Source organism: Verrucomicrobiaceae bacterium (assembly GCA_016713035.1).
Lineage (GTDB): Bacteria > Verrucomicrobiota > Verrucomicrobiia > Verrucomicrobiales > Verrucomicrobiaceae > Prosthecobacter.
Window position 1 is genome coordinate 82,118 of the sequence record JADJPW010000001.1, and the last position, 16,227, is coordinate 98,344.

Below are 16,227 nucleotides of genomic sequence, written 5' to 3' on the forward strand. Positions count from 1 at the left end.
GCCTTGTAATATGACTGAAGACATTACAAAACTGGCTCCAACTGCCGCTTATACTGAGGAGCTAACAGAGTACTTTGGCGGACGTATTCAGGAGATTCAATCTTTAACGAGACTGATTGCTAGCAACCGGTTTGTGCTCCTTCATGGCCCCGCAGGAGCCGGTAAGACCTCATTGCTCGGTGGCGGCGTTTTTTCTTCACTCCGCAGCAAGAAAAATGCTTCTGCCATTTTTCATTTCCGCGTGCCAATCGGCTACAACTGGACACATCCTACAAACCAACCCGAGCCTGCGTGCGAGCAATGGAACCCACCAGAGGTACATGGCCAAGAACGTGAGAAATGGACTCATGAAGAAACGCTGCGTGCCTTGAATAGGTTCTGCAAAGCATTTTTAGATCTGGGCTTTCTGCAGGAAAATGAAAAGAGTATTTACGGCCTTGAATCTTCTACTACCTGCGATTTCTCGAAATCGGGTGCACGGGTTTTTGTCGCGCTCGACAGCTTCGAAAATGCACTTATAGCCGCCGCTGAGTCACCGCGCTCAAAAGATACTTCGGTTGATTCAACAGCAAGCTCAGAGGAGCGCATGGTCTGCCATATTTCTGCGATCATTCAATGCCTTGAAACGGATCTGAACGAAATCGAGCGTCTCCGTGAGTGTTCTTCGCCGAATTCATTTTCATGTTCAGGTATCTGGGTGATGCGGAACCGCTTCGTTGGCAGATTCATGCGGTTGAGAAGTTATATTCCTGGGCACGGAAACTGTAGTCTGCCGTTAAGTCGGCTCCCCATTTCATCAGCAATAGAATCGATATTTCGGTTGGTTCCTGAACTCCAAGAAGAACAGTTCAAGAATAAGCTTCCATTATTGCAGCAGGCACTGGGGAATCATCAAATACAGGGTACGGAGGATGGAGAAGAGAGACTGGATGGTGTCGTTCAGCCGGTGCTTGTTCGGCTATTCGCTCGTGAACTACGCCGAAATCTTGACAAAATAAGAAGCGGAGAGTTAGCAGTGAATGGCCTGCTCAATAACCTGGACCCAAATAGTTTATTGGAGAGCTATGTGGACGAGGCTGCCGATAAGGCGGCAATGCAAGACCTGCGGTTGGAGCGTGCCCTGCGCCTCTGGCTGGAGGGATACCTTATCAATAACAATAACGACCCTAAAGTTCCTAGTCTTGAGGAAGTGGCAGAGGTATGGAAGGGCAAACCGGACGCTTTTAGTCAGGCTCTTGATGTCTTTGATCAGATGGGGGTGATTGAAATCCAACGTACAGGCTCTGATAACAGCATGGTGGGAATTTGTCGGCTGAGGCATCGCACCCTGATTCCAGCGATTCAGAAAAGCAATCTTCAAAAGGCATCCAACGAAGACGCGAGTACTGAGTTGAAATATCTCAAGCAGACAGTGCGCTATGCCCAAAACGGTGAATTAGACATTATCGAGGACGCAGAGCTTGAGCCATTCCCCGATAGTCCTGAACTTGCACCAATTGAATGTAACTTTCGTCAAGCTTGGGTTGAGAGGCAAGAAGCGGAGTCGAAACACAAAAAACTACAGACAGAGATAAAGGCTTTAACATTAGAGCAAAGCAAAGCTTTGATCGAGAGACAAGAAGCGGAGTCGAAATACAAAAAACTACAGACAGAGATAGAGACTTTAACATCCGGGCAAATTAAGTTAAAAAAAGCTAGGCTCTTTGCATTTGGCATTTTGATCGTGCTACTACTAGCACTTGGTGTTACTCATTCCTTTTTAGAGAAAGCAAAAGCAGACAAGATTAAAACAGAAGGAATAATTCTGAATCTGGATATTGCCAAGAAGGAGGCAGAGAAGAAGGTGGCTGAGGCGAAGAAGGAGGCAGATAAGAAGGTGGCTGAGGCGAAGGAGGAGGCAGATAAGAAGGTGGCTAAGGCGAAGGAGGTGGCAGATAAGAAGGTGGCTGAGGTGAAGGAGGTGGCAGATAAGAAGGCAGATAAGGCGAAAACAGAAGCAAAAGATCAGGTGGCTATTGCCCAAGCAAACGCAGATGCTGAAAAAAAGAACGTAGCTAATGCAGCTAAAGTCTTTCTACCTACATTAGGTGCCGGATTGACTACCTACGGCTCTGTTTTCAATTTCAGTCAGTTGGTTGAAAAATTAGGCAGCCCCTCGAATGCAGTGGACTTAAAGACCAAGCTGAATGCGCCTTTTGCCAATGTGAATACAAAAGTTAAGTGGCGCACTTCTTCGACCTTAATGCCTCCCATCCTTGCGATTGGGAAAAGTAAAACTGCCTACTGGCAGCCTGAGGGAGCAGTTGTGAAAGTGGGAGCGGGGGATATCACTCATGTAGTGCTAAAGCGGCCAAACGCTAAAGGTTCATTGTCTCCGCTAAGCCTATTTTGGGAGAGTGATGATCAATCACTATTCGCTATTGGCTTTTGTGACGGAAAACTCGAGGTTTGGAAGTGGGGTTTCGATCCGTCTTTAGCTATTGATGCAGTCGTGCCCGAGTCCCTAGCTATAGCTGGAGACACTGAACAATTCATCAAGGAGAGATTGGGAAAGGCGGAAGCCTTTCCGACTGCAAAAAAGGTTTTGTTTTCCACGGATGAGTCGCTTTGGCTGTGTGATCTCTCTTCTGCCCAACCTCAGCTCACATGTCTCTTGGGTCGTCAACAGTACTACACGAGCAGTCAGGGACTTGGTATTGATAAGAATTTAGAAAAAACGGTAGGAAAAGCTATTGTTGGGGAGGGGGTGTCTGACAGCGTTTGGTACCAACTTGAATCTGGGAACTTCGTTTTTGCATCACTCTGTTATGTTGATACTAACAGGCCGCAAAGGTCTACAGATAAGAATTCGCCCATTCAGACTCAGCGCTTCTATTATTGGTTTCATGGTGCCACCACGACAGGCGGAAACCCCAAACTCGCTGACGTAGCAAAGTCCGACCGAGAAACCATCCATGACTGGTGCCTTGGAAATGAAATGCCAAAGAAATTCAAAGATCCATCTGGACTCTTTGGGGGATTTGCTGAGGACCTAAATTTGTCGCTCATCTTCAAGGAGAGCATCGTCATGAATACCTCAATGAAAGATGAAGCTATAAAAAATCAAGCAGCGAAAAGCGTAGATGGAGAGTTGGGGGTTTTAATGGCATCTGAATCCAAGACCACACTGGCCAGCTACAGTTTCAAGCTTTCGGAGGAACCGAAGAATATAACTGTGCAAAAAATAGCCTCCGAATCCAGAGATGTGGTCTCAAGACCCCCCGTTTTACTTCAATCCATCCTCCATTCGGGCAAAAAAATTAGTTTCGCCGCCTTTGCCAGAGGCGATGGCACTTGCGTGGAATGGTCAAACAAAGGGAGCGCGTTCGGAGCATACAAAACGCTCTCCTTTGGCAAAGCTACCTTTTGGCTTCAGGACGGCCTCATCCATGTCGTTGACCCATCTGGAATTCATTGCATCACGCCATCGCTGCCGAGTATGGAAGGCCTCACTGCTCTAAAATTATCTGGCGTGTATCGTGTAGGTGACTGCTCGAATCGGCGGGTTGCTTTGTCTAAGAATGGAAAATGGTTGGTAGCAGCTTGCTTTAATGACGCTAAAACTCAGGACACTCGACCTGTCGTATGGGATACGAAGACTCAACAAATAAAATGGGTGCTCGATAAATCAGGCTACCCCGTGACGGCGGAAGAGGTGGATGAGGAGGAAGACGAGCTGCATGTTCTGTGGGCAGATAATGCCGGGCAAATATTCCGGCAGAATGGGGAAACAGATTCAAAGAAAACTAGGCTGTATCCTCCTGAAGAAGAGCCAGGGGAGAAGAAAGAATCATCACTAGCTAATTCTACCAGGTCCCTTTCTACGCAATGGCGGGTTGTTCGATGGATCAATTCATCAACAGGGGTTTTCGCAGCAGGGAGTGAGGACGGCATGTTTTGCTGGAATGGAACGGAATTTCTTTCGTCCGAACACACCCTAAATGACGCAGTTGTTGAAATTGTCCCTGTCATTGATAGTGAATTTAAAAATAAGCTCCCGAACGTGGTGGCGCTTGTAGCCACACTTTCTGGCAAAGTTTATGCGGTGAAAAAAGATTCTGATCCAGAAATAAAGAGTTTAATTTATCAACCGATTCTGGATAGAAATGACAGTATTGAGTCAATGACACTCATGAAACATCCGAACGATGAAGCTCCGTTGGTCGTTCTAGGTCACATCTCTGGTTTAGTGCGGTTTTATGAATGGAACGCCGATGGCGAAAACCTGACTCTTAGAGATGCCGCGCCGTCCAGCTACCAGCCTTTCTCATTTCAATCGACACGCGTGTTGCGTCTCGAACCAAGCGATAATGGTCAGTATTTGTTTGCTGGCTCCTACAGAGGCGATTCCAGACTGTGGAGCAAGCTACTCAATGATAGCGGGGTACAACCTGAATATGATCCCTTTCTACCTCCTTTACAGGCGCATGTGCGTGCTATTCGTTTTCTGTCAGATCAAAATATACTTATTGTGCTTGCTAGGATAGGCGAGGATAAAATAAATTCACTCTACTTGCAGAAGTTACCACTTAAAATGACTAAAAACCAATGAGTCATGAACTAGATGCGGGTCGGCTTTTCTCAAACTTTCCAGGTTATGGAGGGCGTGAGTTGTCAGCCTTGGAAATGAGGCAGGGTACGGGAGCTCCTATGGCCTGGAGTCATGATCCTCGAGAGGTCGGTTGGGGTGTGATTTTTGGCAAAAGTGCCTCAACCGAACTATCCCATGCTATTCGCGAATCTTTGGGGCAATTGCGATTAGCTGGGGCCTCCGAACTTTGGAAGAAGCAGCACCTTTACTTGAGAACCCCCAGCCCCGATGAGTCCTGTGAAAGCTATTTGAGAAGCTACCGTCAAGAGCCTGGTGCACCTATCGATCCAGATCGCTTTCCTTACTATGTGCTTATCGTGGCCGATCCTGCAGACATTTCATTCGAATTTGAGATGAACCTGGGAATGCAGAATGCCGTTGGACGATTATGGTTGGGCGATGAGCTGGAGAATTATCAGCCGTATCTGGATGAGATCACTCAAGCAGGGAACGGTGCAGGACAATCCGCCAGAACACCCATATATTTATTGGAATCTTCTGACCCAGACGGGGCCATTCAATTGGGACGAAAACATTTGATGTCCCCCCTCTGTACAAAGTTAGCCAATATCACAGGAGCTCCAGAGTCTCCTGTACCATCAGCTCCATCAGACTTTCCAAAAAACTTTTCGACACATGGAATGTACTTCAGCCTTTCTCACGGCATGGAAGTTCCCTTTCAAACGGATGAAGATAAAGAACGTCAATTGGAACGTGAAAGACTACAGGGTATCCCTGTGGATATTTCTCAAATACAGCTAAATCCTTCTTTCGATGTAGCGCCATCGCTACCCTATTCGAATAAAGCATGGTGGGCATTCGCTTGTCACTCTGCGGGAACAACCAAGTTCGATCCCATAGAAATCGCCATGGGTAAGTCAAAACAACAGGCAGACACCGATATGTCTTCTAAACTTGAAAGACACTGCTTGGGCAACGCAAACGGATCCATGAGGTTTTTTGTTGGAAGCTTAAATCGCGTTACGGTCATGAGTTATCTAACCAGCGACTGGACCAGCTATATAACCCATTTTGTCAAAATGCTAGACGGCCTTGCTCGTGGCCTGCCTGTTGGATGGGTTCGAGAACACACCTTATCGGGGTTATGGACCTCTGCCCTGTTGCAATTGGAGTATAGCCGCTCAAGAGGGAATTTGGGTGCGTTAAAAGCATGTTTTCAACAATACCATGATTTCAGAAGCTTTGTGGTGCGTGGAGATCCTGCAGCGTTTCTCGGCTAATCATAATTTCGACACTCGGGGTCGTCCCACAAGCACGCCAATAGTGGCATTCCAGCAGCAACGAGAACAACAACCGAGAAAATAAGGCGCAGGTGGTTTCGCATACTCAATTATACCCTACTCCCGCCCAGCCAAGCAAGCAGCAAATCATGATGGAGGGTGATGTTGAGCGTTGAATGTTTCAGGTTGAGCGTTCAATGCTCCGCATGCTTCTCGCCGCTCACTGCATCACCAAGACCTTTCCTGGCGTCACCGCCCTGAAGGATGTGTCGTTTGATCTACGCGTGGGGGAAATCCATGCGCTGTGCGGTGAGAATGGCGCGGGGAAAAGCACGCTCATCAAGCTGCTCTCTGGCATTCACCCACATGGCAGCTATGAGGGGCGATTCGAGGTGAATGGCCGCGAGGCGCAGTTCACCGGCATTGCCGATGCAGCGCAGGCGGGTATTTCGGTCATCTACCAAGAACTCGCGCTGGTGGAGGAGATGACCGTGGCAGAAAACATCTTCCTCGGCTGTGAACCGCGCCGCTGGGGCGGCCTGATCGACTGGCCACGCATTCACCAGGAGGCTCGTGAGCTCCTCCAGCGCTTCAAGGTGGCCCTCGATCCCGCTGCACGCGTCTCCAGCCTCGGTGTCGGGCAAAAGCAGCTCGTCGAAATCGTCAAAGCTTTGGCAAAAAACAGCCGCATCCTCATTCTGGACGAGCCGACCGCCGCACTGGCCGAGCATGAGGTGCGCATCTTGCTGGAGATCCTGCGTGACTTGCGCCAGCGCGGCATCGCCTGCATTTACATCTCCCACAAGCTGGATGAGGTATTCAGCATCGCTGACCGCATCACTGTATTGCGAGACGGCAGCACGGTAGGCACTCAAAATGCCTCCGAGTCGAATAAGGCCGCCATCATCCGCCAGATGGTCGGACGTGAAATCAGCGATCTTTTCCCGCGCCGCTCATCCCAGGCTGGAGAGACGCTGCTGAGCGTCAAAAACCTCACTGTGGCTGAAAATGACCGAGAGGCACCGCGTCTGCACGACATCGGCTTTGAGCTCAAAGCGGGTGAAGTGCTCGGAATCGGCGGTCTGATGGGCGCAGGCCGCACGGAGCTGCTGATGCACCTTTTTGGTGCCTGGGGCCGCCGCGTGAGCGGAAGCGTGCGCCTGGCAGGCTGCGACCTGGAGCGCCACACACCCGAGCAGAGCATCCAGCACGGCATGGTGCTCGCTAGCGAGGATCGGCGGCGATATGGGCTGATCTTGGAGCATGAGATTGGCTTCAATCTGTCACTCTCTTCTTTAAAGAGCATCACCAGCGCGGGTTTCATCCAGCGGAGCCGCGAAGCGAAGCGCAATCAGGCCATCTTCAGCGACCTACGCATCAAAGCCACTGGCCTAGGTGCCACTGCTGGCCGTCTCAGCGGCGGGAACCAACAAAAAATCGTTCTCGGCAAAGCACTACTCACACAGCCGCGCATTATTTTGCTCGATGAGCCCACACGCGGCATCGACGTGGGCGCGAAGCTGGAAATCTATGAGATCATCAATCGACTCACCGCCGAGGGAAAGGCCGTGCTCCTCGTCTCAAGCGAGCTGCCCGAGCTCCTAGGGATGAGCGACCGCATCCTCATGCTCCGAGAGGGCCGCATCGGTGGTGAATTCTCCCGGCAAGAGGCCACTCAGGAAAAACTCATGCACGCAGCGATGGTGGCTTAAAACACGCGCCAGCCGCTTTTTTTGCCCACTCAGCGCCCCTCCAAGACACAGCGGAAGCCCACACTATCACTGCGATAGCCGCGTGGATCATGCGTGCGATGGGATGAGAGCAGTGTGTGTCGATTCATGCTCTTCCACGAGCCGCCGCGCAGCACACGCCAGTCTTCCTTATCCGCACGGAATGGATCCTCACACCATTCCCACAGACTCCCAGCGAGATCATACAGCCCCAGGGCATTCGCGGCAGAGGCACGTGATCGGAGCTTCCCACCTGCTAGGCCATCTCGATAGCCCTGGATGTAGCAATCGGGGAAATCGGACTGCGACTCCTCACCGCAGAGATTCCCAGCCCCCTCCGGCGGCGGCCATGCACTGCCCCACGGATGCAGATCACCAATACGATTGGATTTATCCTCTGGTGTACCCTTCACGGCCTCATGCTCACCGATTCCCACCGCGCAGCTCCACTCACGATCAGTCGGTAGGCGATAGCGAGCCTGTGAGCTGATCAGGCCAGCGGCTCGCTCTTTTTGAGTCAACCATTCGCAGAATGCCACAGCTTCATACCAGTCCACATAGGCCGCTGGCGTCTTGGATGCGAAAAAGCCCACTTTCGCCGATTGCGCGATATTCCGCTCTTTTCGGAAAGTCCGCATTTGTGCTTCCTGCGTCTCCACGACGGCCATCCGCACCTCCCGCGCACGCACAGGTATCGGCACGAAATCCATGCCCAGACTATTTCTCCACACCGCAGGGCCCACTGGAGCGTTTGTCACACCGAGCAGCACAGTGCCACCTAACAGCAGCGCCAGCAGAGTTTTGATGAATCGGGAGTGCTTCATCGGGATCAAAGGTTGTAGTGAAGTTTATGCAGTACCTAGCTTCGCATTTTGCTCGATCTGGTCCGTGATCTCCAGTGCGATGCGCACCGCCTCTGCGCCCTCCTGTCCAGTGACGACGGGGCGGCGGCCCTGGCGGGCACATTCGACGAAGGAAGCGAGCTCGAGCTTCAGTGGCTCGTCTTTTTCCACCTCCACGGCCTCGCGCACGATCTGCATGCCATCTTTGCGGTAAATCCAGCCGCTCTGCTCCTGGTAGTCGAGGCTGAGGTAGCTATCACTCTGGAAGACGCGGATTTTACGCATCTTCTCGGGTGAGATGCGGCTGGCGGTGATGTTGGCGATGCAGCCGTTGGCGAATTTCATCCGCGCATTGGCGATGTCTTCACGCTTTGTCAAAACGGGGATACCGACTGCATCCACCTGAATGAGTGGCGACTTCACTAGATGCAGCACGATCTCGATGTCGTGGATCATGAGGTCCAAGACGACACCGATGTCGATGCTGCGATTCGGGAAGGGCGAAAGGCGATGCGCCTCGATGAACTTCGGATTGTCCATGCGCTGCTCCAGTTGCAGCAGCACCGGATTGAAGCGCTCGATGTGCCCCACCTGCAAAATGACGCTTTTCGCTTTCGCTAGCTCGATGAGGGCCTGCGCCTCGGCGTAGGACTCGCTGATGGGTTTTTCCACCATGACGTGAATACCAGCCTGCATGAGCGGCTCGGCCACCCTGCGGTGAAACACCGTCGGCACCGCCACGCTGGCCGCATCCACCCGCTGGGCGAAGTCACCGATGTCGCTGGCCGCATGCGTGCCGTATTGCGCCGCGAACTCCGCCGCCCGCGCTGGGTCAGCATCATAAATCGCCGTGAAAGCGACCGTACCACCGCTCTTCGCGGCGATGTCCGCCATGAGGCGTGCGTGATTTTTTCCAATGGCGCCGACTCCGGCGACTCCGATGCGAAAGGGGGATGTCATGAGTTATTTATGATAGTGGTGGCGGCATTGGGCGATTTCCAATGCGGTGTCTGTGATCCAATAGACCAGTCGGTGCTCATCGTCGATGCGGCGTGACCAGAATCCCGCGAGCCCATGTCGCAGCGGCTCTGGTTTGCCGATGCCGTCGTGGGGGCTGCGTTGGATGTCTTTGATTAGCGCGTTGATTCGCTTCAGCATACGGCGGTCAGTTTCCTGCCAGTAGAGATAGTCTTCCCAACCTTGGTCCGAAAAGGTCACCTTCATGCTTCGAGGTCGATTTCACGGACTTTGCCCCGCCCCGCTTTGAGTTGCGCCACCGATTCGAGCAAGCGGCTGGCATTTGCCGGGTTGCGCAGGAGGTATTCGGTCTCGTTCATCGACTCATACTCTTCCAGCGGGATCATGACCACGCTGCCATGGTCTCCATGCTCGATGACGACAGCTTCTCGGTTCTCACGAACTCGCGTGAGAGTTTGAGCGAGGTTCTTGCGGAGCTTGGAACTGGTGATCGCAGTCATGTCGGGGAAGTAGCACAGAATCAAAACTTCGGCAACTTCATGCCCGGCGGGAGCTTGGGCATCTGGCCGCCACGGGCACCGAGGCCACCGCCAAGACCGCCGAGCAGGCTACCGAGGCCGCCCATGCCGCCGCCTCCGCCGCCCATCATGGCGCTGGCCATCTGCATCATGGCACCCTGGTTCTTCATCATCTTTTTCATCATCTCGAACTGCTTCAGGAGCTGATTCATTTCCATGACGGGGCGTCCCGCACCGTTGCAGATGCGTTTGCGGCGCTGGCCATTGATGATCTCGGGGCGAGACCTCTCTTTCGGCGTCATGGACAGGATGAGTGCCTCCGTGTGCTTCATTTTACGGTCGGCGTCGTCATTGCTGACCATGTCCTTCATCTTGCTCATCCCCGGCAGCATGCCTAGCAGGCCACCGATGCCACCGCCTGAGGTGAGCTTCTTCATCATGCGCATCTGGGCGAGCATGTCGTTGAAGTCGAATTTGTTGCTCTGCATGCGCTCGGCCATTTTCATGGCCTCTTTCTCGTCGATCTCCTCTGTCGCTTTTTCGACAAGGCTGACCACGTCACCCATATCGAGGATGCGCTGCGCCATACGATCCGGGTGAAAGACTTCGAGCTGATCCGTCTTCTCCCCCGTGCCGAGGAACTTCACCGGCCGGCCCGTCACCTGCCGCATGGAGAGCAAGGCACCGCCGCGAGCATCGCCATCCAGCTTCGTCATGATGAGGCCGGTGATGCCGACAGCGTCATTGAACTTCTGCGCCACACTCACAGCCTGCTGGCCAGTGGCAGCATCGGCGACGAGCAGCGTCTCACTAGGCTGGACGATGTCGCGGACTCTTTTCAGCTCAGCGAGCAGCTCCTCATCGAGGTCCTGACGACCAGCGGTGTCAAAAATCGCGATACCAGCGCCTTGGGCCTTCAGCCATTCGAGCGCGGCCTTGGCCGCTTTCACCGGATCGGTCTCCCCTGCTGCGGGAGCAAAGACCGGCACGGCTAGCTGTTGCCCGAGCACCTGGAGCTGCTGGATCGCTGCTGGGCGGTACAAATCGAGCGCGAGGAGCAGCGGGCGACGGCCTTGCTTCTTGAGCCAGCTCGCCAGCTTCGCCGAGGTGGTCGTCTTGCCAGCTCCATTGAGGCCGGTCATGAGGATGCGCTGCGGCGGATCGAGATTGAGCGGAGCTGCCACGCCAAGGATTTTCACCAATTCATCGTGGAAGATTTTCACGATCTGCTGGCCTGGTGAGACCGTGCGCAGCACCTCAGCACCTACCGCCTGTGTTTTGACCGCGGTGACGAGTTCCTTCGCCACTTTAAAATCCACATCGGCCTCTAGCAGCGCCATGCGGATATCCTCCATCGCATCTGCGACATTGGATTCGCTGATCTTGGCTTGGCCGCGCAGCTTCTTGAAGGCGAGTTCGAGTTTTTCGGTAAGGGAGGAGAACATGGGCGGCTGATCGTGGGCAGAATGCGCCCCGGGGCAAGATGAATGACGCTAGGGAACTTCCCCCTTGATCTCGAAGAGCCTTTAGGTCAGGAGAGGTCGCGCATGCGCATAAGATAATAGCAAAATGGTTGCTAGGCTCCCCCCTCCCAAGGCCTTAAATCCTAGCTCCACAGGCCCCCACCTGGGTCCACCTCTGGCACTGACTCGCAGTACCTATTTTTTTCGTTGTATGTTCGGTGTGGGGTGTTGATGATAGGTGTTCCCTGCATGACGGAGTGCCCGCGTTTTATTCTTGAGCATCTGAGGGCCGCTCCGGGCGGCAGGTTGTCGTTTGCTCGGGTGATGGAGCTGGCGCTGTATGATCAGCAGGAGGGTTATTATGGGGCGGGGCCGCCACGCATCGGGCGTGGGGGGGATTTTTTTACCAGTGTGAGCACGGGGCCGTTGTTTGGGCGTTTGTTGGCTATGCTGGCGCGGCAGCGGTGGGAGCGCTGCGGGAGGCCAGCGGATTTTATGCTGGTGGAGCAGGGGGCGCATGATGGACAGTTGGCGGAGGATATTCTGGCGGCGCTGGACATCCCTGGGGCGTGCTATGGGATCGTGGAGCCGAATCCGCGCTACCGGGAGGTGCAGCGAAAGCGGTTGGGGGAGCGGGTGCGGTGGCTGGATGGGCTTTCGCAGGTGCCGCAGGCGTCGTTTTTGCTATCGAATGAGCTGCCAGATGCTTTTCCGGTGCATGTGCTGCGCTGGGTGGCCGGGGAGTGGCTGGAGCTACAGGTGAATGAGGCGCTGGAGTGGGTGCCATGCCCCGTGGTGGAGGCTGAGCTGGCGGCGGAGGTGGCGCGGCTGCCGCAGGATGTGGAGGAGGGACATACGGTGGAAGTCTCTCTGGAGGCACTGCGCTGGCTGCGAGCACTGGCTGCGGTGCGGCCGGCGGGAGGCATCTTGATCGCTGATTATGGACTGGATGCGGAGGAGATCGCGCTGCGACCAGCGGGCACGCTGCGGCGCTACCATGCACATCAGACGGATGAGCGGGTGCTGGAGAATCTTGGGCGCTGCGATTTGACGGCGCATGTGCATTTCACCCGCTTGATCGAGGAGGCGCAGGCACTGGGACTGCGGGTGGCGGATTATGATCTGCAAGGCCGTTTTTTGACGCGGTTAGCCGCGCCGTGGCTACGGGAGCAAGAGGGCCGCAGGATGGATGCGGCGACGCTGCGGCAGTTTCAGTCGCTCACGCATCCTGCGCTGATGGGGCGCTCTTTCCGCTGCCTGCTGCTGGAGTGTGCGTAAGGCCGCCCTGCCCTATTCTCATCGTTTTGGCAGACGAGACCACGAAAGCATTTCAGGGGCCTCGGGGAATCGGCTTTTTGGCGATGGTGATGAAGGCCTCTGCGAGATAATGTGGCAGCAGTGGCGCGGTGCTGAGGTGCTGGCGCTCATTTTCCGTGAGGGCGAGGATGTTGCGTGCGAGCTGGGCAGCGTCTGGGCGTGCGAGTTGGATGCAGGGTAGATCGAGCGGGATTTTGGCATCAAAGGTGAGCCAGGTGGCCTGGGGAGCGGCCAGGACACGGGCGCGGGCGGCATCAGCACTGAGGGTTTCGATGCCGGGCTGTAACCGCCCGTTTTGCACGCGGGCGAGGTAGTAGCTCTGCCGCCGTGCATCGCCGAGGATGTGGTAGTCTTGCGGTGGAGGAAAGTGTGGAGCGGTGAGGGAGGACCAACCGATGCAGGGGATGCCACGCGAGAGGGCGATGCCCTGTGCGGCGGCGATGGCGATGCGTACGCCGGTGTAGGAGCCAGGGCCGATGCCGATAACGATGTGGCTGAGGGCGGTGCCTGCGGCCGTGAGGGCCTGGCGCAGTGGGGCGAAGACCTGGGCATTGTGCGAGCGCTCGGACTGAAAGGTGGCCTCAAAGAGCTGGTCCCCTGCCCCGTTGACGACGGCGATACTGCCGTGCGCGGTGGAGAGATCGAGCGCGAGGAGGACGGGGGGCGAGGCGTGGCTCATCATCATCGTCGTCGTGCTCAGGGCGCTCCGGCTTCTTTGGCCTGCTGCTGGCTGGCTTCGTTGAGCTTGGCGAGTGGGTAGGCAACTTCTTGGCCATTGGCAGGCATGCGCAAGACGACGCTGGCACCATCGAGACGCACGAATCCGGCACGGATGGTTTTCCCTTCGAGATTGGTCCAGCTCATGATGGGTGGGAGGTCTTTTTTGGCGGGAGCGGAGGTCGTGGTGGCGGCGACGAGGGGCTTGGTGCCTTCTTTGTCGAAGCTGGCCCCTTCAGTGATCCAATCGGAGATTTTTTTGATCTCTGAGGAGGAGAGATCATCTTTGGGCGGCATGTGGCGCTCGTGACTGGGATTGGAGATGACTTCGAAGAAATGGCTCTCGGAGGGCTTTCCGGGCCGGATCTGGGCGACGTCGTTGTCGGCGATGTCGAGTTTGAAGGTATTGAGGTCATCAAAGACGAAGCCCCCTTTGCGTTTGCCGGTTTTCTCGCTGTGGCATTCGTAGCAGTTTTTCTCCAGGATGGGCTGGATGTCCTTTTTGAAGTCCACGGCGAAGCTGCACGAGGTCAGGGCGAGAAAGAGGAAGTAGCGAGTCATGAGATGGACACGGAGCAACGAACCAAGGACAAGGAATAGGGGACTAAAGGCAGCGCCCCGGCTTTCAACGTAATACGGAGACTTTCTTACCGCCATCGAGGAGTTTTTCGAGGCTGGCGTCGGGCTTGACGCCTTTTTTGATGGCGGCGTCGTAGGATTCGCGGGCTTTGTCCCACTGCGGGGGATCCCAGGTGGCGTAGAGGACGGCGAGGTTGAAGTGGGCTTCGCCGTGGTTGGGGTCGATGGCGAGGGTAGTCTTGAACTCACGCTCGGCACGCTCCATGAGGCTGAGCTTGGTGGCGATGATGCCGAGGTAGTGGCGTGCGCTGGCGTTCTGGGGCTGTTTTTCGAGGCTTTTTTCAAAGAAGGTCATGCTTTCCTTCCAGCGCTCCTGTTTGAAATGGGTGACGCCCATGGCGTAGGCGGCAGAGTCGTTGTCGGGCTCGTAGGCGAGGGCTTTTTGAAGGGCGGCCTCGGAGTCGGCGTATTTGCCGACGCGTTGCTGAGTCATGCCGAGCCCGATGAGGGCGTTGATGTTCTTGGGCTCGGCGCGGAGGGCCTCGGTGTAGTATTCGGCGGCTTTGGAGAAGTCTTTGGTGCTGAAGGCTTCTCCACCACGGAGGAGGAGGGCATCGACGGAGCCGGGTTTGGGTTTTTCTGCGCTGGCGGCGATGAGGGTGGCCTGGACGCCGGAGCCAGAGATGAGCTCGCGGGCGGCGGGGTCTTTGAAGAGTTTTTCTTCCTCGGGACTGAGGGTCATGCGGGAGCTTTTGAGTTCTTCGACCTGCTTGAGCAGATCGCCGGAGGCATTCTGCATCTTGGATAGCTCGGCGATGATGAGGTCTTTGGCCTGCTGCTGGCGGTTCTGGATGCGGAGCTGGCGCATGATGATGTTGCGGAGCATTTCATTCTCTTTGGTGACGAGCTCGATGGAGTCTGAGCCGGCGGCGGCCATGGCAGCGCTGCCGGGTGAGTCTTTGAGCTCTTTGAGCTGGCGGGTGAGGTCTGCGACTTGGGTCTGGTAGGTGGCGCTCTCCTGGCGCAGGGTGGTGAGCTGGCCCTGGAGGGTGGTGATTTCACCGCGCAGCTTGGTGATTTCTTCGTCTTTGCGGGTGACATCGGATTTGAGCGTGGCGACCTGCTTCTGGGCATCTGCGAGCTCGCCACGGAGGCGCTCGTTTTCGGCGATGAGTTTCTGCATTTCACCGGAGGCGGTGCGTTTTTTGATCTGCTCGACTTCGGCGGTGAGGCCGAGGGATTTGGCGGCAGCGGCGTCACGCTCCTTCATGGCGATGTCGCGTTGCTTGAGGGCGGCATCGCGGTCTTGAGCGGCTTTGTCGCGGTCTTTGATGAGTTGGTCGTGTTCAGCGTCGATTTTGGCTTTGTCTGCTTCCATGGCTTTCATGGAGGAGGTGGCGGCGGCGAGCTTGGCGGTGGCCTCAGAGGCACTTTTTTCGGCAGCGGCGAGTCTGGGGGCTATTTTGGCCAGTTCGGCATCGACGAGGGCTTTTTGCTGCTTGAGGCCATCGAGCTGGGTGGAGGCGGCGCGGCCTGCATCGACCTCTGCTTGCATACCGACGATGGCTTGCTCCAAAGCGCCCGATTTTTTGACCAGGCCGGTATTGAGCTCGTTGACGCGGTTCATCTCACCTGCGGCCCAGTCGTGCCAGACGCCCCATTTGTGGAGATCGACTTCGAGCTGCTTTTTGTCAGCATCGAGCTGGAGGATGCGTCCGCGCATTTTGGACTCCCAATCGCGTAGGAGGCCTTCGATGGTGGGTAGCTCACCAACGGTCGCCGTGGGCCCAGTGGGAGAGAGGAAAGAGCCGAGCCCGCCTGCGGGCGGGGTGGCAGGGGCAGGCATGGCATCGGTGGCATTTTTCAACTGTTCGGCGGCAGCGGCGGCTTTGCTGAGGGTGCCTTCGAGACGACCGATGGCATTGGCGACGGCACGCTGGCGGCTGGTACGCATTTCCACCTCGTAGGTGGGGAAATCACGGGCGATGCGCTCAAAGATGGTGGCGGCTTCTTTGTACTTGGTGAGGGCGGTTTCATTGTCACCGGTCTTTTCGATGCGTGCGGCCTCATTGAAGGTGACAAAGCCATTGTAGTAGAGATCCGATGCCTCGCCAGTGCCCTGCGCCCCGAGAGGGGACGCGACGAGCAGGCAGGTGAGGGCCAGCAGGATGGCAGAAAGCAGTCGATTCATGGGAATGGGCGTTTTTTTCGG

The 16,227-nt window shown here is 55.4% G+C and carries 12 protein-coding genes; 4 read left to right on the forward strand and 8 right to left on the reverse strand.

Annotation, left to right across the window (positions count from 1 at the left end; genetic code table 11):
- The first annotated feature begins 10 nt into the window (after positions 1 to 10).
- From IPK32_00350 to IPK32_00360, 3 genes are all read left to right on the forward strand, one after another.
- The gene (locus IPK32_00350; protein MBK8090475.1) at positions 11 to 4,591 is read left to right on the forward strand and encodes a hypothetical protein; all 4,581 of its coding nucleotides are present in this window, start codon (positions 11 to 13) and stop codon (positions 4,589 to 4,591) included.
- Positions 4,588 to 5,871, forward strand: a complete 1,284-nt coding sequence (locus IPK32_00355; GenBank protein ID MBK8090476.1) for a hypothetical protein — start codon at positions 4,588 to 4,590, stop codon at positions 5,869 to 5,871. The genes IPK32_00350 and IPK32_00355 overlap by 4 nt, the downstream gene beginning before the upstream one ends.
- A 197-nt stretch (positions 5,872 to 6,068) precedes the next feature.
- Positions 6,069 to 7,583, forward strand: coding sequence for a sugar ABC transporter ATP-binding protein (locus tag IPK32_00360; protein MBK8090477.1), 1,515 nt, complete (start codon positions 6,069 to 6,071; stop codon positions 7,581 to 7,583).
- A gap of 29 nt (positions 7,584 to 7,612) precedes the next feature.
- Here IPK32_00360 and IPK32_00365 read toward each other — a convergent pair whose 3' ends face one another.
- Genes IPK32_00365 through ffh form a run of 5 tightly spaced genes read right to left on the reverse strand, consistent with a single transcriptional unit; the run spans position 7,613 to position 11,384 of the window.
- Positions 7,613 to 8,425: a formylglycine-generating enzyme family protein gene (locus IPK32_00365; protein MBK8090478.1), complete on the reverse strand. Its 813-nt coding sequence runs from the start codon at positions 8,423 to 8,425 to the stop codon at positions 7,613 to 7,615.
- A gap of 24 nt (positions 8,426 to 8,449) precedes the next feature.
- Positions 8,450 to 9,403 carry a Gfo/Idh/MocA family oxidoreductase gene (locus tag IPK32_00370; GenBank protein ID MBK8090479.1) on the reverse strand — a complete coding sequence of 318 codons (954 nt, stop codon included), beginning with the start codon at positions 9,401 to 9,403 and terminating at the stop codon, positions 8,450 to 8,452.
- Positions 9,404 to 9,406: 3 nt separating this feature from the next.
- Positions 9,407 to 9,667 carry a Txe/YoeB family addiction module toxin gene (locus tag IPK32_00375; GenBank protein ID MBK8090480.1) on the reverse strand — a complete coding sequence of 87 codons (261 nt, stop codon included), beginning with the start codon at positions 9,665 to 9,667 and terminating at the stop codon, positions 9,407 to 9,409.
- Positions 9,664 to 9,921: a type II toxin-antitoxin system prevent-host-death family antitoxin gene (locus tag IPK32_00380; protein ID MBK8090481.1), complete on the reverse strand. Its 258-nt coding sequence runs from the start codon at positions 9,919 to 9,921 to the stop codon at positions 9,664 to 9,666. The genes IPK32_00375 and IPK32_00380 overlap by 4 nt, the downstream gene beginning before the upstream one ends.
- 20 nt (positions 9,922 to 9,941) lie before the next feature.
- A complete protein-coding gene (gene ffh / locus IPK32_00385) occupies positions 9,942 to 11,384 on the reverse strand; it encodes a signal recognition particle protein (GenBank protein MBK8090482.1) in 1,443 nt (480 codons plus the stop codon).
- 342 nt (positions 11,385 to 11,726) lie between these two features.
- Between ffh and IPK32_00390 the strand changes: the two genes are divergently transcribed.
- On the forward strand, positions 11,727 to 12,680 hold the full coding sequence (locus IPK32_00390; protein ID MBK8090483.1) for an SAM-dependent methyltransferase: 954 nt from the start codon (positions 11,727 to 11,729) through the stop codon (positions 12,678 to 12,680).
- Between the two features lie 52 nt (positions 12,681 to 12,732).
- Here the strand turns inward: IPK32_00390 and tsaB are convergent, their stop codons facing one another.
- The 3 genes from tsaB to IPK32_00405 form a co-directional block, all read right to left on the reverse strand.
- On the reverse strand, positions 12,733 to 13,404 hold the full coding sequence (gene tsaB / locus IPK32_00395; protein MBK8090484.1) for a tRNA (adenosine(37)-N6)-threonylcarbamoyltransferase complex dimerization subunit type 1 TsaB: 672 nt from the start codon (positions 13,402 to 13,404) through the stop codon (positions 12,733 to 12,735).
- Between the two features lie 11 nt (positions 13,405 to 13,415).
- Positions 13,416 to 13,997: a hypothetical protein gene (locus tag IPK32_00400; protein ID MBK8090485.1), complete on the reverse strand. Its 582-nt coding sequence runs from the start codon at positions 13,995 to 13,997 to the stop codon at positions 13,416 to 13,418.
- A 64-nt stretch (positions 13,998 to 14,061) separates the two neighbouring features.
- Positions 14,062 to 16,206 carry a tetratricopeptide repeat protein gene (locus tag IPK32_00405; protein MBK8090486.1) on the reverse strand — a complete coding sequence of 715 codons (2,145 nt, stop codon included), beginning with the start codon at positions 16,204 to 16,206 and terminating at the stop codon, positions 14,062 to 14,064.
- Between the last annotated feature and the right edge of the window lie 21 nt (positions 16,207 to 16,227).